The sequence below is a fragment of the Myxococcus sp. RHSTA-1-4 genome (assembly GCF_020037125.1).
Taxonomy (GTDB): Bacteria; Myxococcota; Myxococcia; order Myxococcales; family Myxococcaceae; genus Myxococcus.
On record NZ_JAIQDG010000017.1, the window covers coordinates 32559 to 50410 of the forward strand.

The 17852-nt window shown below is 70.3% G+C and carries 20 protein-coding genes; 14 read left to right on the plus strand and 6 right to left on the minus strand.

The window, feature by feature from the left end; translation table 11 throughout:
- Nucleotides 1-7: 7 nt before the first annotated feature.
- Complete coding sequence (locus K8638_RS22775; protein WP_223756698.1) at nt 8-1567, minus strand: right-handed parallel beta-helix repeat-containing protein; 1560 nt, start codon at nt 1565-1567, stop codon at nt 8-10.
- A 192-nt stretch (nt 1568-1759) separates the two neighbouring features.
- On the opposite strand from K8638_RS22775, the gene K8638_RS22780 reads away from it, so the two are divergent.
- On the plus strand, nt 1760-2569 hold the full coding sequence (locus tag K8638_RS22780; RefSeq protein ID WP_223756699.1) for an alpha/beta hydrolase: 810 nt from the start codon (nt 1760-1762) through the stop codon (nt 2567-2569).
- Nucleotides 2570-2590: 21 nt separating this feature from the next.
- On the opposite strand, the gene K8638_RS22785 is transcribed toward K8638_RS22780, so the two are convergent.
- On the minus strand, nt 2591-3031 hold the full coding sequence (locus tag K8638_RS22785; RefSeq protein ID WP_223756700.1) for a CBS domain-containing protein: 441 nt from the start codon (nt 3029-3031) through the stop codon (nt 2591-2593).
- Between the two features lie 245 nt (nt 3032-3276).
- On the opposite strand from K8638_RS22785, the gene K8638_RS22790 reads away from it, so the two are divergent.
- The 12 genes from K8638_RS22790 (at nt 3277) to K8638_RS22845 (ending at nt 12195) form a co-directional block, all read left to right on the plus strand.
- Nucleotides 3277-3750 carry an Rrf2 family transcriptional regulator gene (locus tag K8638_RS22790; protein WP_223756701.1) on the plus strand — a complete coding sequence of 158 codons (474 nt, stop codon included), beginning with the start codon at nt 3277-3279 and terminating at the stop codon, nt 3748-3750.
- Nucleotides 3750-4601 (plus strand): sulfate ABC transporter permease subunit CysT, encoded by an 852-nt coding sequence (gene cysT, locus K8638_RS22795; protein ID WP_370644094.1) that lies wholly within the window; start codon nt 3750-3752, stop codon nt 4599-4601. The genes K8638_RS22790 and cysT overlap by 1 nt, the downstream gene beginning before the upstream one ends.
- Nucleotides 4598-5443, plus strand: a complete 846-nt coding sequence (cysW, locus tag K8638_RS22800; protein WP_223756703.1) for a sulfate ABC transporter permease subunit CysW — start codon at nt 4598-4600, stop codon at nt 5441-5443. Before cysT ends, cysW begins: the two co-directional genes overlap by 4 nt.
- Nucleotides 5440-6498, plus strand: a complete 1059-nt coding sequence (locus K8638_RS22805; RefSeq protein WP_223756704.1) for a sulfate/molybdate ABC transporter ATP-binding protein — start codon at nt 5440-5442, stop codon at nt 6496-6498. The genes cysW and K8638_RS22805 overlap by 4 nt, the downstream gene beginning before the upstream one ends.
- An 11-nt stretch (nt 6499-6509) precedes the next feature.
- On the plus strand, nt 6510-6758 hold the full coding sequence (locus K8638_RS22810) for a DUF2380 domain-containing protein (RefSeq protein WP_223756705.1): 249 nt from the start codon (nt 6510-6512) through the stop codon (nt 6756-6758).
- 30 nt (nt 6759-6788) lie between these two features.
- Nucleotides 6789-7511: a double-CXXCG motif protein gene (locus K8638_RS22815; protein ID WP_223756706.1), complete on the plus strand. Its 723-nt coding sequence runs from the start codon at nt 6789-6791 to the stop codon at nt 7509-7511.
- A gap of 137 nt (nt 7512-7648) precedes the next feature.
- Nucleotides 7649-8290 (plus strand): methylthioribulose 1-phosphate dehydratase, encoded by a 642-nt coding sequence (locus K8638_RS22820; protein ID WP_223756707.1) that lies wholly within the window; start codon nt 7649-7651, stop codon nt 8288-8290.
- Nucleotides 8287-8832: an acireductone dioxygenase gene (locus K8638_RS22825; RefSeq protein WP_223756708.1), complete on the plus strand. Its 546-nt coding sequence runs from the start codon at nt 8287-8289 to the stop codon at nt 8830-8832. Before K8638_RS22820 ends, K8638_RS22825 begins: the two co-directional genes overlap by 4 nt.
- Nucleotides 8829-9524: an acireductone synthase gene (gene mtnC / locus K8638_RS22830; RefSeq protein ID WP_223756709.1), complete on the plus strand. Its 696-nt coding sequence runs from the start codon at nt 8829-8831 to the stop codon at nt 9522-9524. The genes K8638_RS22825 and mtnC overlap by 4 nt, the downstream gene beginning before the upstream one ends.
- A 24-nt stretch (nt 9525-9548) precedes the next feature.
- Entirely contained in the window at nt 9549-10433 is an 885-nt protein-coding gene (locus K8638_RS22835; protein ID WP_223756710.1) for an S-methyl-5'-thioadenosine phosphorylase, read from the plus strand.
- On the plus strand, nt 10430-11536 hold the full coding sequence (mtnA, locus tag K8638_RS22840; protein WP_223756711.1) for an S-methyl-5-thioribose-1-phosphate isomerase: 1107 nt from the start codon (nt 10430-10432) through the stop codon (nt 11534-11536). Before K8638_RS22835 ends, mtnA begins: the two co-directional genes overlap by 4 nt.
- 2 nt (nt 11537-11538) lie before the next feature.
- The gene (locus K8638_RS22845) at nt 11539-12195 is read left to right on the plus strand and encodes a class II aldolase/adducin family protein (protein ID WP_223756863.1); all 657 of its coding nucleotides are present in this window, start codon (nt 11539-11541) and stop codon (nt 12193-12195) included.
- A 4-nt stretch (nt 12196-12199) separates the two neighbouring features.
- On the opposite strand, the gene K8638_RS22850 is transcribed toward K8638_RS22845, so the two are convergent.
- Together K8638_RS22850 and K8638_RS22855 are read right to left on the minus strand one after the other, a co-directional pair.
- Complete coding sequence (locus K8638_RS22850) at nt 12200-13417, minus strand: metallophosphoesterase (RefSeq protein WP_223756712.1); 1218 nt, start codon at nt 13415-13417, stop codon at nt 12200-12202.
- A 166-nt stretch (nt 13418-13583) separates the two neighbouring features.
- On the minus strand, nt 13584-14117 hold the full coding sequence (locus tag K8638_RS22855; RefSeq protein WP_223756713.1) for an FHA domain-containing protein: 534 nt from the start codon (nt 14115-14117) through the stop codon (nt 13584-13586).
- 222 nt (nt 14118-14339) lie between these two features.
- On the opposite strand from K8638_RS22855, the gene K8638_RS22860 reads away from it, so the two are divergent.
- A complete protein-coding gene (locus tag K8638_RS22860; RefSeq protein ID WP_223756714.1) occupies nt 14340-14915 on the plus strand; it encodes a GNAT family N-acetyltransferase in 576 nt (191 codons plus the stop codon).
- A 104-nt stretch (nt 14916-15019) separates the two neighbouring features.
- Here the strand turns inward: K8638_RS22860 and K8638_RS22865 are convergent, their stop codons facing one another.
- Both K8638_RS22865 and K8638_RS22870 read right to left on the minus strand, forming a co-directional pair.
- Nucleotides 15020-16663, minus strand: coding sequence for a long-chain fatty acid--CoA ligase (locus K8638_RS22865; protein WP_223756715.1), 1644 nt, complete (start codon nt 16661-16663; stop codon nt 15020-15022).
- A gap of 94 nt (nt 16664-16757) precedes the next feature.
- Nucleotides 16758-17795, minus strand: coding sequence for a 6-phosphofructokinase (locus K8638_RS22870; RefSeq protein ID WP_223756716.1), 1038 nt, complete (start codon nt 17793-17795; stop codon nt 16758-16760).
- Nucleotides 17796-17852 lie beyond the last annotated feature (57 nt).

Genomic DNA, 17852 nt, shown 5'->3' on the forward strand with positions numbered 1-17852 from the left:
CACGGCCTCATCTCACGTCGATGGTGCCGATGGAGTCATTGGAGATGAGGACGCCGCTGGCGCCGTCGAAGTACTCGGCGAAGAGGTTGTAGCGGCCCGGTGCGAACCGCGCGGCGTCGACGGGGAAGAGTTGCTGGTTCACCACGCAGTTGCCGTTGGCGGACTGGGACGTGAAGGCGGCCACCTGGGAGCCGTCCAGCCGCTTGAAGCGGAACACGGTGGAGGTGTCCGGCTTCATGCCCGCGGCGGCGAGCAGCAGGCTCTGCCCCCGGTTCACGAAGAGCTGGCCCGCGGGGTAGTTGAAGAAGGCGTGGCCGTAGTCGCCGCAGCGGCTGCTCTCCGGGCGGAAGCTGCTCGCGAAGTTGGTGTCCGCGACACCGCGGCGCAGGCCAATCTGGTCCGGAGCGTCCGCGTTGAAGTTCACGTCCCTGCACGAGTCACCGCAGCCCGGCTGGCCCCGGCCCGAGACGAAGGTGTTGAAGTCCACCTTGTTGTGGTGCGTCGGGTTGACCAGGGACTGGAAGGAGCTTCGGAACTGAGCGCCGAACTCGGCGGTGCCCGCGCCGGTGAAGCTGTTGTTCTCGAAGGTGCTGTATTGGACGCCGCACACCAGGTCCAGCCCGGAGCCCCCTGTCTGCCCGTTGGCCCCTCCGAAGTCGCGCGCGTTGTTGCCTCGGATCACGAGGTTCCGCAGCGGCAGCTCGTCCTGCACGTCCAGCCGCCCGCAGGCCTGGAGCTTGATGGCGCGGCCCTGTGAGCAGTCCGGGCAGTTGATGTTGGCCGCGCCCACCAGCGTGTTGCCCGTCACGACGGAGCTGCTGGAGTCTCCCGTGAAGCCGAACGCGGGGCTGAAGTTGGAGATGGAGAGCTGGAAGGAGACGCGCTCGACGGTGTTGTTCTCGATACGCGCGCGGGCCGAGTTCTCGATGGCGATGCCGTTCTGCCCGGCGGAGCCGCCGCCCACCTCCTTGGTGAATCCGAGGTCTCGTATTTCGTTGCCTCGGATGAGGCCGCGCGCCGAGTTGACGAACTGGATGCCGCCGCCGTTGGCCCAGCCGCTGGTGTACTCGGGCGTGCCGAACTGGGAACCCACGATGCGCAGGTTGAGGACCTGCACGTCCTCCGACTTGTCGACCATGACGGCGTAGGCGCCCTTGTGGCCGCAGTCGCGGCGGAGCTCCCGCAGGTTGAGGCGGAAGTCGCGCAGCACCGCGCCCGGGGCCCGGGTGACGCTGATGACGGGCTGGTACTGGCCGCTCACCACGAAGGGCGAGCTCCGGCCGCAGGAGTACGAAGGCCGGAGGACGGTCGCCGTGTTGCCTTCGCCCTGGAGCCGCACGCCCGCGACGCGGGGGAACACGATGGGGCTCGAGAGGGAGAAGGTGCCGGCGCCCAGTACGGCGCGCCCGCTGTTCGCCAGGCAGGCGTTGATGGCGGGGGCGTCGTCTCCTCCGGTGGGCGTGAGCGCGTCGCAGCTCGACTGGGCGTGCGCCGCATGGGGCGCGAGGAAGAGGATTGCGAGGGCCGCGAGCACTCCGCCCGCGGCGTGACTTCGGGAATGCGGCATGGATGAGACCTCCGGTGCGTGGGACTTCGGTGGCGGGGGCCACCATGAGCGCCTACGCGAGGACTTCCGGAGGTGGATGCGGGAGGGGAGGCACGGGTCCCCGGCCCGTCGGGTGCTTCGGAGGCAGCCCGGAGGGCCGCTCGGGTTTCGCGTCCGCGCGCGTGGCCCGGATGAGGCAGACTGGGGGCCTCCATGGTCCGGCCCCGCCGCATGCTCGTCATCCTGCTCTCCATCCTCGCGGTCTGTTACCTCATCGTGTGCGTGGCAGCCTTCACGCTCCAGCGCTCCATCATCTTCCCCGCGCCCAGGGCGCCGATTCCCCTTGAGGAGAACATGGGGTTCAGCCGCCTGCCGCTGGAGGACGGGCGGTTCGTGGACGTGTTCCACCTGCCCGCTCCCGAGGGCGCCGCGACGGTGGTGCACTTCCACGGCAACGGCGAGCAGCTCCTGGACCAGCTCACGCTGGGCGAGCGGCTGCACGAGTGGGGGCTGGGCTTCCTCGCCGTCGAGTACCCCGGCTATGGCGCCTCTCCGGGCAGTCCCACCGAGGACGGCATCTACGCGGCGGCCGAGGCGGCCCTGAAGCTGCTGCGCGTCCAGGGCGTGCCGGCCGAGCGCACGGTGCTCAGTGGCCGCAGCCTCGGCACGGGCGTGGCGGTGGAGATGGCACGGCGGGGCCACGGTGCCCGGGTGATGCTCGTCTCGCCCTACACCTCCATCGCGGACATGGCGAATCAGGTGTTCCCGTTCCTCCCCACCGCGCTGCTGGTGAGGGACCGCTTCGACACCGTGTCCAAGGCGCCCGAGGTGAAGGTGCCGGTGCTCATCATCCACGGTGAGCAGGACACGCTCATCCCGGTGGAGATGGGCCGCCGGCTCGGGACGCGCTTTCCCCGGGCCACGTTGGAGACGGTGGCGGGCGCCGGGCACAACGACGTCCTGGAGCGCCCCGGCAGCAAGCTCATGGACCGCATGGCCGGGTTCGCGCTCGGCGGGCCCTGAGCGGCGAGGCCCCTCCGGCCGTCAGTGAATCTGCGAGGGCGCGTTGGTCGACCAGGAGACCTCGCGCACCAGCTCGGCGGCCTCGTCCGGCGGCAGGTTCCGCGCGAGGTCGGCCTGGGCCACCATGCCGCAGACGGTGCCGTCGTCATCGAGCACAATCATGCGGCGCACCTGGTTCTCCTCCATCAGCTCCATGCAGTCCTCCAGCGGGGTGTCCTTGAACACCGTGGCCGCGGAGTGCGTCATCGCGTCGTCCACGCGGAGCGAGTACGGGTCCTTCCCCTGCGCGATGATGCGGCAGGTGATGTCCCGGTCGGTGATGATGCCCAGCGGCTTGTTGTCGCTGTCGACGACGGGAAGCGCGCCGCAGTCGCCTTCGACCATCCAGCGGGCCGCCTGCTGGAGGCTCGTGTCGGGCATGCAGGTGATGGGATTCCCGGTCATGATTTCTTCGACCTTCATTGGACTCCTCCGGGCGGATGTGAGGGTTGCTCCCTGAAGGTGGGGCTCTGTCACGACGAGCGACAGGGACTGTCCCGGGGCTCCGCCGCTCGGGCCTCCCGGCGCGCACGGACGCGGAGGCCGCCCGGATGCCTGGAGGGCGGAAGGCCCGGCCACTGGAATTTCCGCCGGAGGGTGCGGCCCTTCTGAAACGGGCAAACCTTGAAGCTCGGATTCCCGATAAACTATATAGAGTTGGTAGAGATATGAAGCTCTCGCAAAAGACGAAGTACGCGCTCCGGGCGCTGCAGGTGCTGGCCCGTGAGCGGGAGCGGGGGCCGGTGCAGATCGCCACGCTGGCGGAGCGGGAGGACATGCCGCGGAAGTTCCTGGAGCACATCCTCCTGGAGCTGAACAACCACGGCATCCTCCAGAGCAAGCGGGGCAAGGGCGGCGGCTACCAGCTCCGCAAGCGGCCCGAGGACGTGCGCCTGAGCGAGGTGGTGCGCCTGTTCGACGGCCCCCTGGCGCCCACGCCGTGCGCGAGCGAGCGGGCCTTCCGTCCCTGTGAGGACTGCAAGGACGTGGACACCTGCGCCCTGCGCGGGGTGATGCGCGAGGTGCGCGACGCCACCGCGCGCATCCTGGACAACCTGACCCTCGCGGACCTGAACCAGCGGGCGGACGCCGCCGTGCTCCCTTCCGGCACCGCCGCGCGGCGCGCCACGGTGGGCAGATGATGGAGGCTGCGCTGCGCTCGGTGCCCCTGCGCCGGCGAGGTGGTGTGCTACCCGGCTACGGGTTGGCGCTGGGCTTCACGGTGCTCTACCTGGGGCTGCTGGTGCTGCTGCCGCTGGGCGCGCTGGTGCTCAAGGCGTCCACGCTGTCGTGGGAGGGCTTCGTGGCCGCGGTGACGGGGCCCCGGGCGCTGGCGGCGTACCGGCTGTCCTTTGGCGCGTCGCTGGTGGGCGCGCTGGTCAACGCCCTGTTCGGGCCGGTGGTGGCGTGGGTGCTGGCGCGCTACGACTTCCCGGGCAAGGCGCTGCTGGACGCGCTGGTGGACCTGCCCTTCGCGCTGCCCACGTCGGTGGCGGGCATCGCGCTCACGGCGGTGTATTCGCAGAATGGGTGGTTGGGGCAGCACCTGGCGAAGTGGGGCCTCCAGGTGGCCTTCGCGCCGGCGGGGGTGGCGCTGGCGCTGACCTTCGTGGGGCTGCCCTTCGTGGTGCGCTCGGTGCAGCCGGTGTTGCAGGACCTGGACCCGCACCTGGAGGAGGCGGCGGCGGTGCTGGGGGCGGGGCGGCTGCGCACGGTGGCGTGGGTGGTGCTGCCCGCGCTCTTCCCCGCGCTGCTCACCGGCTTCGCGCTCTCCTTCGCGCGGGCGCTGGGGGAGTACGGCTCGGTGGTCTTCATCTCCGGCAACATGCCGCTGCGCACCGAAATCGTGCCGCTGCTCATCGTCACCCGGCTGGAGCAGTACGACGAGGCGGGGGCCACGGCCATCGGCGTGGTGATGCTGGGGGCGTCGTTCCTGTTGCTGCTCGTCATCAACGCGTTGCAGGCACGCGCCCTGCGCGGGAGGAAGCGATGAGCGGCGCCGCCACCCGCAGGGTGCCGTCCGCGGTGCGCGAGCCCGCCTGGGTGCGCGTGTTGCTCATCGGCGTGGCGGTGGCCTTCCTCGGGCTGCTCGTCGTCGTGCCGCTGGTGGCCGTCTTCCGGGAGGCCCTGTCACGGGGGCCCGCGGCGTGGCTGGACGCGGTGCGGGACGAGGAGACGCTGTCGGCCATCCGGCTGACGCTGCTGACGGCCTGTGTCTCCGTCACGGCCAACGGAGTCTTCGGCGTGACGGCGGCGTGGCTCATTGCCCGGTATGACTTCGTGGGCAAGGGCGTGCTGAGCGCGCTCATCGACCTGCCCTTCAGCGTGTCGCCGGTGCTCTCCGGGCTCATCTTCGTGCTGCTGTTCGGCAGGCAGGGGCTGCTGGGGCCGTGGCTGTCCGCGCACGACGTGAGAATCATCTTCGCCGTGCCGGGCGTGGTGCTGGCCACCACCTTCGTCACCTTCCCCTTCGTGGCGAAGGAGGTGCTGCCGCTGATGCAGTCGCAGGGCAGCCAGGAGGAGGAGGCCGCGCTGACGCTGGGGGCCAGCGGTTGGCAGGTCTTCCTGGGGGTGACGCTGCCGAAGGTGAAGTGGGGGCTCCTGTATGGCGTCATCCTCTGCAACGCGCGGGCAATGGGCGAGTTCGGCGCGGTGTCGGTGGTGAGTGGCCACGTGCGCGGCCTGACGAACACGGTGCCGCTGCACGTGGAGATTCTCTACAACGAGTACAACTTCGCCGGCGCGTTCGCGGTGGCCTCGCTGCTCTCCCTGCTGGCGCTCGTCACGCTGGGGGTGAAGAAGGTCGCCGAGCGCCGGCAGGGTGGGCGGACATGAGCGTCACCGTGGAGCACCTCACCAGGCGTTTCCCCGGGGGAAGCCACCCGGCGGCGGAGGACGTGTCGTTCCACGCGCCGGCCGGAGCGGTGACGGCGCTGCTGGGGCCGTCGGGCTCCGGGAAGACGACGGTGCTGCGCGCCATCGCCGGGCTGGAGGAGGCGGACGCGGGGCGCGTGAGCATCTGCGGAGAGGACTGCACGCGGATGCCGCCGCAGCGGCGAGGGGTGGGCTTCGTCTTCCAGGGGTACGCGCTCTTCGAGCACCTGACGGTGCGCGGCAACGTGGGCTTCGGCCTGCGCGTGCGGGGCGTGTCCCGGAAGGAGCGCGACGCGCGGGTGGACGAGCTGTTGGAGTTGGTGCAGCTCCAGGGCTACGGGGAGCGCTACCCGTCGCAGCTCTCGGGCGGGCAGCGGCAGCGGGTGGCCTTCGCGCGGGCGCTGGCGACGCGGCCCCGGGTGCTGCTGCTGGACGAGCCCTTCGCCGCGCTGGACACGCGGGTGCGCGTGGAGCTGCGCGCGTGGCTGCGCGAGCTGCACGAGCAGACGCACGTCACCACGCTGCTGGTGACGCACGACCAGGAGGAGGCGCTGGAGCTGGCGCAGCAGGTGGTGGTGATGCACGAGGGACGGGTGCGGCAGGTGGGCACGTCGCTGGAGGTGTATGACCGGCCGGCGACGCCCTTCGTGGCGTCCTTCATCGGCAACGCGAACGTGCTGCGGGGGCATGTCCAGGGCGGGCGCGCGGCGCTCGGGGGGCTGACGCTGGATGCTCCGGGCGGGGCACCGGATGGAGCGCGGGTGCATGCCTTCGTGCGGCCGCACGAGGTGCGAATCGCGCGGGCGGTGGAGGAGCCGTCCGGGGCGCACGCGGTCATCTCCGCGCTGACGCGGGTAGGGGACTCGGTGAAGCTGAGCCTCCAGCTCGCGGGCCGGGACACGCTGATGGTGCACATGGCTCACGCGGAGCTGGAGGCGCTGGGGCTGACCCAGGGCGAGCGCGTGGCGGTGGGCATCCGCAACGCGCGCCTCTTCGTGGAGGAGCACGCCGGCTGAGGGCTTCGGCCATGAGGCCCCTGCGTCATGCGCGAGGCGGCCGTCCGAACCATCGCGAAATCCACGGCGGTACCGGGCGTGGCGGGATGTGGAATCAGGCCTGGCGGGAGTATTGGTTGGCCAATCGCGGCCGCGAGGTGACGCCCGTGGAGCTTCACCGCAAGGCTGTCGAGCTGATCTTCCGCTTTGAACTGACGGGCCCGGTCATGCCGTACAACACGCGCATCGACTCGTTCGGCCCCCAGATTCTTGCTCCCTGAAGGGGCGCAGCAGCGCACAGGATAGTCTTCGTGAAATTCTACGTTGTTGAAGAGGACATCTCGCCGCCGTACACGGGTGACATCGACGGTACCCACAAGTGGGCGCTGCCGGGTAGGGAGCTCTGCCCAACGTGTCATGCTGGCGGAGGTATTGGAGGGTTGAACTATCCGTGTGTGGACCTGTCCGCGCTGCCTGCTCGAGAGCTTGAGACGCTGTCCGGCCCAGGGCCGATAGCACGCGCTGAGTTCGAGCGCCTGCTCGATCTGGTGCGGCCCTTTGCTCCCCCAGGGGCTTGGCTCGTGTCCGGCGTGGGATTCGGTGCTCTGTCCGGAAAGGGTTCGGGCCACTTCGGCCAGCTTGTCGCGTTCTACTCCACGGATCTCCTCGTCCGCGGCGAGGCGTTGGTGAAGCTCCGGGAGGCTGGATTGAACGGTCTGGAACATGCCTGTCCCATCCATGTGCGCTTTCGCGGGAAGAGCCCTCCCGAGTTCCTCGAGGTTCAACTCGAACTGCACGGACACCCGCACCGGGACTGCGTATCGCCGAAGAGCAAGCCGCCATGCCCCACGTGTGGCTACGAGGACATCCGGTATCTCACCCCAATCATCCTGGAGGCCGCGTCGCTGCCGGAGCATCTGGACGTATTCCGGCTCGGCAAGCACCTGGACATCATCGCCTCAGAGCGCTTCGTGGAGGCCGTGAAGCGGCTGGAACTCGGTGGCGCGAAGTTCCGTGAAGTGGAGGCCCGCTGACGGCCTCCCCGGGTCCTCGTGACACAGCAGGGGCAACGTCCCCGGCCGCTTGCGCCGGGTGGGGCCCGGCCCATACGCTCCTGTTCCTCGGAAACCTCCCCTCGCTCCCGTCTCCAGGGAGCCTCAAGAGAGTACGGATGAGCGCCCCGGCCGTCGCCCCCACTCCCACCGCCATTTCCCTGGCCGATGCCGCGCGCGAAATCGTCGAGGTGGGCCGCTTCCTCAGCGTCCGCAACTTCGTCCCCGCCACCAGCGGCAACTTCTCGCGCCGCCTGGACGCAAACCACGCCGCCGTCACGCGCTCCGGCGTGGACAAGGGCGAACTGGTCGACGCGGACATCCTCGCCCTGGACCTCCACGCTCCGCCGCCGCCCGGCTCCTCCGCGGAGACGCACCTGCACCTGCACCTCTACCGCGACCGGCCCCACGTCGCCGCCGTGTTGCACACGCACTCCATGGTCTCCGCGCTGCTGTCCCAGCTGCGCCAGGGCGAGGGCGAGCTGCTGCTGCGCGGCTACGAGCTGCTCAAGGCGCTGGGCGATACCCGCACCCACGAGACGACGGTCTCCCTCCGAATCTTCCCCAACGACCAGGACATCCCCCGGCTCGCCGCGCGCGTGTCGGAGGAGCTCGCCCGGCGCCCGGAGGCGGTGGCCTACCTCATCGCCGGTCACGGCCTGTATGCCTGGGGCCGCAGCATGGCGGAGGCCCGCCGTCACACCGTGGCGCTGGAACACCTACTGACCTACGAGCTCGAAACGATGAAGGTGCGACGATGAGCAGCCTGACCATCTACCCCGACGCCTCGCCTGGCAGCCCGCTGGGTACGCACACCGACTTCGACGCCATCCGCCGCGAGCTGAGCGCCATCGGCGTGCGCTTCGAGCGCGTGGACGCCTCCATCCCCCTTCCGGACGGCGCGAGCCAGGAGGACGTGCTCGCCGCGTACCAGCACGTGGTGGACGCGGAGAAGGCGAAGCACGGCTACAACTCCGTGGACGTCGCGCGCATCAAGCCGGACAACCCCAACGCGGCGCAGGCCCGCCTCAAGTTCCTCTCCGAGCACACCCACTCCGAGGACGAGGAGCGCGTCATGGTGGAGGGCAGCGGCTGCTTCTACCTGCACGTCCAGGACAAGGTGTACCAGGTGGTCTGCACCCGCGGAGACCTCATCAGCGTGCCCGAGGGCGTGCGCCACTGGTTCGACATGGGCCCCCGTCCCGACTTCGCCGCCATCCGCTTCTTCATCCGTCCGGACGGGTGGGTGGGCAACTTCACCGGCGACGCCATCGCCGACCGCTTCCCCCGCTACGAGACATGAGCGACATCCGCGCGGTCCTCACCGACATCGAGGGCACCACCAGCTCCATCTCCTTCGTGAAGGACGTGCTGTTCCCCTTCGCGAAGCGGAACCTGGAGGTCTTCATCGCCGCCCACCGCGACTCGCCCCAGGTGCGCAGGTGCCTGGACGACGCGCGCGAGCTGGCGGGCAACCCGGGCCTCTCCGACGACGCCACCGTGGCGCTCCTGCGCCAGTGGATTGACGAGGACCGGAAGGCCACGCCGCTCAAGACGCTCCAGGGCCTCATCTGGGAGCAGGGCTACGCGCGCGGCGAGCTCCAGGGCCACATGTATCCCGACGCCGTGGAGGGCCTGCGCGCCTGGCACGCGAAGGGGCTGCGCCTGTACGTCTACTCGTCGGGCTCGGTCGCCGCGCAGAAGCTCGTCTTCGGTTACACGGCCTGGGGCGACCTGACGCCGCTGTTCTCCGGCTACTTCGACACCACCACCGGTCCGAAGGTGGAGAGCCCCTCCTACACGCGCATCGCCCGGGAAATCGGCCTGCCCCCCGAGCAGGTGCTCTTCCTGTCGGACAGCGTGGCGGAGCTGAACGCCGCCCGCTCGGCCGGGATGCGTACGGCCTGTCTCGACAGGGGCGAGGCCGTCATCCCCGCCGGGCATGGCCACCCCACGTTTCACGGTTTCGCCACGCTGGACCCGTCCGCCTTCTAAACCCCCGAGCCGGGAGTCCCCACCATGTCCACCTCCACCCCGCCCGTCATTGGCATCCTCGGCGGCAGCGGCCTGTATCAGATTGACGGCCTGAAGGACGTCACCTGGAAGAAGGTGTCGTCGCCCTTCGGTGAGCCCTCGGACGAGCTGTGCTTCGGCACGCTCGAGGGCCATCGCGTCGTCTTCCTGCCCCGCCATGGCCGGGGCCACCGCGCGTCGCCCTCGGAGATCAACTACCGGGCGAACATCGACGCGCTGAAGCGGGCCGGCGTCACCGACCTGCTGTCCCTGTCCGCGGTGGGCAGCCTGCGCGAGGACCTGCCCCCCGGCACCTTCGTGGTGACGGACCAGTTCATCGACCGCACCTTCGCCCGCGAGAAGAGCTTCTTCGGTACGGGCATGGTGGCGCACGTGTCCATGGCGAAGCCGGTGTGCTCGCGCCTGGGCGACGCGCTGGTGTCCGCCTGCGAGGGCCTGGGCGTCACCGTGAAGCGCGGCGGCACGTACCTCGTCATGGAGGGGCCGCAGTTCTCGTCGCTCGCGGAGAGCCGCATGTACCGGAGCTGGGGCTGCGACGTCATCGGCATGACGAACATGCCGGAGGCCAAGCTCGCCCGTGAGGCCGAGATTTGCTACGCGACGGTGGCCATGGTCACTGACTTCGACTGCTGGCACCCGGACCATGACGCCGTCACCGTGGACCAGGTCGTCTCCGTGCTGCTGGGCAACGCCAGCAAGGCGCGTGGGCTGGTGAAGAACGTGGTGCCGCTGCTCGGCACGCACCAGGGGCCGTGCGCGAAGGGTTGCCAGAACGCGCTGGACCACGCGCTCATCACCGCGCCCGAGGCGAGAGACGCCGCGGTGCTGGAGAAGCTGTCCGCCGTGGCCGGCCGGGTGCTCCGCAAATGAAGGTGCACGGCAATCCGATGCGCTCCATCTGGGTCGAGCCCGATGGAGCCGCCGCCGGAGTCATCGACCAGACGCGCCTGCCGCACGCCTTCACCACGGTGCGGCTGTCGACGCTCGACGAGGCCGCCCACGCCATCCGCAGCATGCTGGTGCGGGGCGCTCCGCTCATCGGCGCCACCGCCGCGTATGGCGTCTGGCTGGCGATGCGCGTGGACGCGTCCGACGGCGCGCTGGAGAAGGCGCTCACGGTGCTGCGCGGCACGCGTCCCACCGCCGTCAACCTGCACTGGGCGCTGGACGAGATGCGCCGCGCCCTGGCCCCGCTGCCCGCGTCCGAGCGCGTGGCCGCCGCGCTCCGCCGCGCCGGGGAAATCTGCGACGAGGACGTGGCCATCAACCGCGCCATCGGCGAGCACGCGCTGAAGCTCTTCGAGGCGGCGTGGGAGAAGAAGGGCCGCGAGGGGCGGCTGAACGTCCTCACCCACTGCAACGCGGGCTGGCTGGCCACGGTGGACTGGGGCACGGCGCTGGCGCCCATCTACCTGGCGCACGACGCGGGCCTTCCCGTGCACGTCTGGGTGGACGAGACGCGCCCGCGCAACCAGGGCGCGGTGCTGACGGCGTGGGAGCTGGGACAGCACGGCGTTCCGCACACCGTCATCGCGGACAACGTGGGCGGCCACCTCATGCAGCACGGCGAGGTGGACCTGTGCATCGTCGGCACGGACCGCACCACCGCGCACGGGGACGTGGCGAACAAGATTGGCACCTACCTGAAGGCGCTGGCCGCGAAGGACAACGGCGTGCCCTTCTACGTGGCGCTGCCGTCGCCCACCATCGACTGGACGCTGAAGGACGGGGTGAGGGAAATCCCCATTGAGCAGCGTGATGGCGCCGAGCTGAGCGACGTCACCGGGCGGCTGCGCTCGGGTGAAATCGCCACGGTGCGAATCACTCCCGACGGCAGCCCCGCGGCCAACTACGCCTTCGACGTGACGCCGGCGCGGCTGGTGACGGCGCTCGTCACGGAGCGCGGCGTGTGCCCGGCCACGGAGGAGGGGCTCCTCTCGCTCTTCCCGGAGCGGCGGGGGAAGCCGGCGTGAGCATGGAGGACAGGGCGCTGCGCGAGGCGATGATTACCACCGCGCGGAAGATGAACGCGGCGGGCCTCAACCAGGGCACCTCCGGCAACCTGAGCGTGCGCGTGGAGGGCGGCTTCCTGCTGACGCCCACCGGCATGGACTACGACACGCTGGTGCCGGAGGACCTGGTCCTCATGCGCTTCGACGGGAGCCACGAGGGCCGGCGGCTTCCGTCCTCGGAGTGGCAGCTCCACCGCGACATCCTGGCCGCGAGGCCGGAGGCGGGCGCGGTGCTGCACGCGCACTCCATGTTCTGCACCACGCTGGCGTGCCTGCGCCGGGGCATCCCCGCCTTCCACTACATGATTTCGGCGGCGGGGGGCTCGGACGTGCGCTGTGCGCCCTACGCCACCTTCGGCACGGCGGAGCTGGCGAAGAGCGCGCTGGCCGCGCTGGAGGGGCGCAAGGCGTGCCTGCTGGCCAACCACGGCATGCTCGCGCTGGGGAAGGACCTGGCGGGGGCCTTCAAGCTGGCGGTGGAGGTGGAGACGCTCGCGGCCATGTACTGGCGGGCGCTCCAGGTGGGCGAGCCCGTGATTCTCGACAGCGCGGAGATGGAGCGCGTCATCGAGAAGTTCAAGACGTATGGGCAGCAGCCCGGCCCCACTGGCGCGAAGTAGCGCCTCAAGCCGCGCGCAGGGTGAGGACCGTCACCTCGGTGGGCACGCCCAGGCGGAAGGGCAGCCAGTGGCCCGTGCCGCCGGACACGTAGAGCTGGTGGTCTCCCTGGCGGTAGCGGCCCAGCATGTACTTGAAGGCGAACCAGAAGGCCGGCATGCCCAGGAAGGCCACCTGCCCGCCGTGGGTGTGCCCGGCCAGCGTCAGCCGCGCGCCGCGCTCGGCCGCGTGCGGGAAGAAGTCCGGGTGGTGTGAGAGGCACAGCAGCACCTCGTCGGGCGAGGCGTCTCGGAACGCCTCTTGCGCGGACTGGGCCATGCGCTCGGCCTTCACGCGGTGGCTGCGGCCGGACATGGGGTAGTCCACGCCCACCACGCGCACGCGCTGTCCGGCGTGCTCGAAGGCGTGGGACGCGTCCACCAGCAGGCGCACCGGGCCGCCGCGCGCCTCCACGTCGGCGTAGGCCCGGCGGACGGCGCGCAGTCCGCGCCAGTGCTCGTGATTGCCGAGCACCGCCAGCATGCCGTGCCGGGCCGTGCACGCGGACAGCGCCTCCATGGTGCCGTCGAGCTGGTCCAGGTCGTCGATGAGGTCGCCCGTCATCACCTGCAGGTCCACCTGCGCGTCGTTCATCGCCCGCACCGCGTCGTGCAGGTACCGGGTGTCGATGAACGTGCCCACGTGCACGTCCGTGATTTGACCGATGCGGAAGCCGTCCAGCGCCTTGGGGAGGCCGGGCAGCCGCACCTCCACCGGGCGCACCGTGAAGCCGGAGACGCCGCTGGCGAGCCCCGCCGAGCTCGTCCCCGCCGCCAGCACCGGTACCGCGCGGCCCGCGTTCGTCAGCAGGCTCCGGCGGCTCAAGCTCGAGCCGGCGGCCGGGGCGGGCTCGGGAGCGGGGGGCACCGGCTCGGAGGGGGCCTGAGGCCGGGCCCTGGCGCCGCGCTCCACCCAGCGGTGCAGGAGCGAGATGGGGGTGCCGAAGAGCAGCACCATGACGGCGGCGACGGACCAGCCCACGGAGAAGACGCGGAGGGCCGCGTCGCCCACGGGCAGCTCGGCATGGCGCCCGGCCACCAGCGGGAAGAGCCACACGGCGAGGGAGAGAACCACCCCACCCACGAATACGCCCAGGCGCCATCCCCGGAGCAGGCCGGGCCAGAGTGACCGCAGCACGGCCCACACGCCCACGTTGACCAGGAAGAGGATGACCAGCCGGACCATCTACGGCACTCCCTTGTGCTTGGAGGGACCAGTCATAGCCGGGGCCCGTCGGCGGCGCTGCACGAAGGCTTGGGGCGGGGGCGGCGGACCAGGGCCCCGCCCGGTTGCCCTCCTGGCGGGGCCGTCACCTGTACGCCCGGGCCATGGCCCTCATTCCCACCGGCCCTCAGCCGCGGCTGGGGCTGGCCATGCGCAGATGTGCGTGCAGCGTCTCCGTGCGCAGGTAGAGGAACTGGGCATCGCCGAAGGCGAGCGCGTCGCCGTCGTTGAGCATCCGTTCCTGCTCCTGCCCCAGCGGTTGCGCATTGACCCAGGTGCCGTTCATGGAGCCCATGTCGCGGACGGAGCAGTCCCCGGCTTCCGCATGCCACCGGAGCGTGGCGTGGTGCTTGGACACGGAGGGGTCCGGCACCACCAGCCTGCAGGTGTCGATGCGGCCCACGGTGATTTCCTGCCCGTCCACCTCCGGGCGGAGGAAGTGCACGTCGAGGGAGTCGAAGCCGCGCAGCATGACGAGCAGCCGGTCCACGAGCCGGGTGCGGTGGGCCATGCCCACGGTGCGGGCCTCGCCCAGCCGCATGGCCACCTGCTGGAAGACGGGCTCGGGGGGCTGCTGGACGAGGACGACTCGGCCGGAGGCCTCGACGAAGGCTTCCAGGGTTGCCAGGGCGAACGGGCGAAGTTGCTTCACGGACGGCATGGTGCCGGGACGTTACCTCGGAGGGCGGGGCCTTGCCGCCTGGGACTCCATGGCCGTAAGGAAGCCGTCATGTCCCGGACTCTGGAATCTCCGCCGGCGTATGCCACCCGAGAGCAGGGCTGGCGCCGGTTTCCGCGCACGTTCCTGGAGTCCGGGCCGCTCGTACCGCCGGAGTCCTTCGGGATATGACGGCGCGTGGCCTCGGGCCCGTGGAGGATGACCATGGTGGTACCGGAGTTCGACAGGGTGGTGGCTTCGAGGCTCGTGCTGAGACGCCTTCGCGCGGAGGACCTGGAGGCACTGGTGGCCTGCAGGAACGACCCCGAGGTGAGCCGTTACCAGAGCTGGAGCGACTACGACGCGGAGCGGGGGCGCCAGCTCATCGAGTCGATGGACGGCCGCCAGCCCGGGCAGCCCGGCTGGTTCCAGTTCGCCATCGCGCTGAAGGAGACGGATGCGCTGGTGGGTGACTGCGCGCTGCGGACGGACGAGGACCCACGGCTGGGCGAGATTGGCTTCACGCTCTCTCGGCAGCACCAGGGCAGGGGCCTGGGCACGGAGGCCGTGCGTACGCTGCTGGGCTACGCGTTCGACACACTCCACATGCACCGGGTCATCGCGGTGACGGACGTGAAGAACACCGCGTCGGTCCGGACGCTGGAGCGCGTGGGCATGAGGCGCGAAGGGCACTTCATCGAGGACGGCTGGTTCAAGGGCGCCTGGTGCGATGACTACCTGTACGCCATGCTCGGCCGCGAGTGGGCGCGGGCCGCTCCACGAACCGGGCCCACGAAGTAGACACGCACGATGAAGTGGGGCGAGGCGCGCTGGAGCGAAGTCCCGCGGGGTACCGTTGCTCACGCGGGTGAGGCCTCGCGCGAGCAACGGCCGCGACGTGTGCCTTACCCCGCCGTGCTCGCCGCCGGGTTCTTCATCAGGTGGTCGCCAAAGTCCTCACGCAGCTTCGTCTTGAGGAACTTGCCCGTGGAGTTGCGCGGAATCTGCGGGAGGAACAGGTAGTCCTCCGGCAGCCAGAACTTGGCGAACTGCTTCTCCAGGTGTGCGGCCAGCTCCTGCTTCGTGGCCGTCTGTCCCGGCTTCAGCACCACCGCCGCCAGGGGCCGCTCGTCCCACTTCGGGTGCCTGCCCGCGAACACGGCCGCCTCCAGCACCGCCGGGTGCGCCATCAGCGCGTTCTCCAGCGCCACCGACGAAATCCACTCGCCACCGGACTTGATGACGTCCTTCGAGCGGTCGCAGATGCGCATGTACCCATCCTTGTCGATGGTCACCACATCGCCCGTCTTGAACCAGCCATCCGCGGTGAACCGGTCCGCCCCCTCGTCGTTGTAGTACGAGGACGCCACCCAGGGCCCCCGCACCTCGAGCTCGCCCATCGTCTCCCCGTCCCAGGGCAGGAGCCGGCCGTCGTCCGCCGCCACGCGCGTCTCCACGAAGGGCAGCGCGAAACCCTGCGACGCCCGCGCCTCGAGCTGCGCCTCCGGGCTCGCGTCCTGCAGGCTGCCCTTCAGCTTCGCCATGGTGCCCACGGGGCTCAGCTCCGTCATGCCCCACGCGTGCACCACCTCCAGCCCGTGCCGCTTCTTGAAGCCGTCAATCAGCGACGGCGGCGCCGCCGAGCCGCCAATCAGCATCGAGCGCATCGCGCTCAGGTCCCACTTCTTCGGCTCCTGGTCCAGCAGCGCCAGGATGCCAATCCAGATGGTGGGCACGCCGCCCGCCAGCGTCACCTTCTCCGCCGCCATCAAATCCAGCAGCGACTGCGGGTCCAGGTGCGGCCCGGGGAACACCAGCTTCGCCCCGGTGAGGATGCCGTCGAACGCCAGCCCCCACGCGGCCGCGTGGAACATGGGCACCACCGGCAGCACCGTGTCCGCCTCGCGCATCCCCGTCACGTCCGCCAGGCACGAGCCCAGCGTGTGCAGGACGATGGAGCGGTGGCTGTACAGCACGCCCTTCGGGTTGCCCGTCGTCCCCGACGTGTAGCAGAGCATCGCCGCCGACTTCTCCTCCAGCGCCGGGAAGTCGAAGGCGTCGGACTCCGCCGCCAGCAGCTGCTCGTAGTCCAGCTTGCCCTCCGGCGCCGGCCCGGCGTCCGGCACCACGATGACGTGGCGGATGCTCGGCACCTGGGCCGCGAACTTCTCGAACAGCGGCAAGAGCGAGCGGTCCACCACCAGCACCGTGTCCTCCGCGTGCCGCGCGATGTAGCCCAAATCATTCGGGTGCAGCCGCAGGTTCAGCGTGTGCACCACCGCGCCCATGGCCGGCACGCCGAAGTACACCTCCAGGTGCCGGTAGTGGTTCCAGCTCAGCGTGGCCACCCGGTCTCCAGGCTTCACGCCCAGGCGCGTCAGCGCGTTCGCCAGCCGGCACGTGCGCTTGTAGAAGTCCGCGAACGTGTAGCGGTGCAGCGACTTGTCGGGGTTGCGGCTGACGATTTCCGAGCGCGGATAGAAGGTGCGCGCGCGCTCCAGGAAGTGGGTCAGCGTCAGCGGGAAATCCATCATCCGTCCGGCGAGCATCGGCACCATCCCTTGTCCGTGAGGCGTGAGAGGGCGCCGATGCTACCGGAAGCCCGGGCCCTTTCTCAGGGGCGCCGGGTGATGCCGCGTTGCGTCAGCCGAAGAAGACCTGGGCGACCTCGAAGAACTCCTTGGGGACCTTCTTCAGCTCGCGGGTGGCTTCGGACAGGTCCACGCTGATGATTTCGTTGCCTCGCAGCGCGGCCATCTTCCCGAACTCGCCGCGGGCGACCATGTCGCAGGCGTGGACGCCGTAGCGGGTGGCCAGCACGCGGTCATGCGGCGTGGGCGCGCCGCCGCGCTGGATGTGGCCCAGCACGGACACGCGCGTCTCGAAGCCGGTGCGGCGCTCGATTTCCTGCGCGACGATGTTGCCCACGCCGCCCAGGCGCGGCCGGCCCGCCTCGTCCAGCGCGCCGGTGGTGACCAGGTGCTCGCTCTGGTCCGGGGACGTCTTGATGCGCGTGCCCTCGGCCACCACGACGATGGAGAACATGCGGCCGCTCGCGTGGCGGCGCTGGATGTGCTCGGCCACCTTCGGCAGGTCCGCGGGAATCTCCGGGACGAGGATGACGTCCGCGCCGCCGGCGATGCCCGAGTAGGTGGCAATCCAGCCCACGTGCCGTCCCATGACCTCGCAGACGATGACGCGCTTGTGGGACTCGGCGGTGGAGTGCAGCCGGTCGATGGCCTCCGTCGCGATTTCCACCGCGGTGTCGAAGCCGAAGGTGAAGTCGGTGGCGTTGATGTCGTTGTCGATGGTCTTCGGCACGCCGACGATGCGCAGCCCCTCCTGGGACATGCGCGTGGCGGCGGACAGCGTGCCCTCGCCGCCGATGGCGATGATGGCGTGGATGCCGTTGCGCTCGACGGCGCGCTTCACGCGCTCCAGCCCGTTCTCCACCTTGAAGGGGTTGACGCGGGAGGTGCCGAGGATGGTGCCGCCCCGGTGGAGGATGCCCGAGGTGGTTTCACGCGTGAGGCGGAAGTGGTTGTCCTCCAGCAACCCCTTCCAGCCATCGCGGAGGCCCATCATCTCGAAGCCATGTTCGGCGGCGCGGCGGACGACGGCACGGATGACGGCGTTGAGGCCGGGGCAGTCACCCCCGCCAGTGAGGACGGCGACTTTCATATGTTCACGTTGTATTACGGCCCGAGCCGGACGGAACCCCTCAAGTGCGCGGGGGCG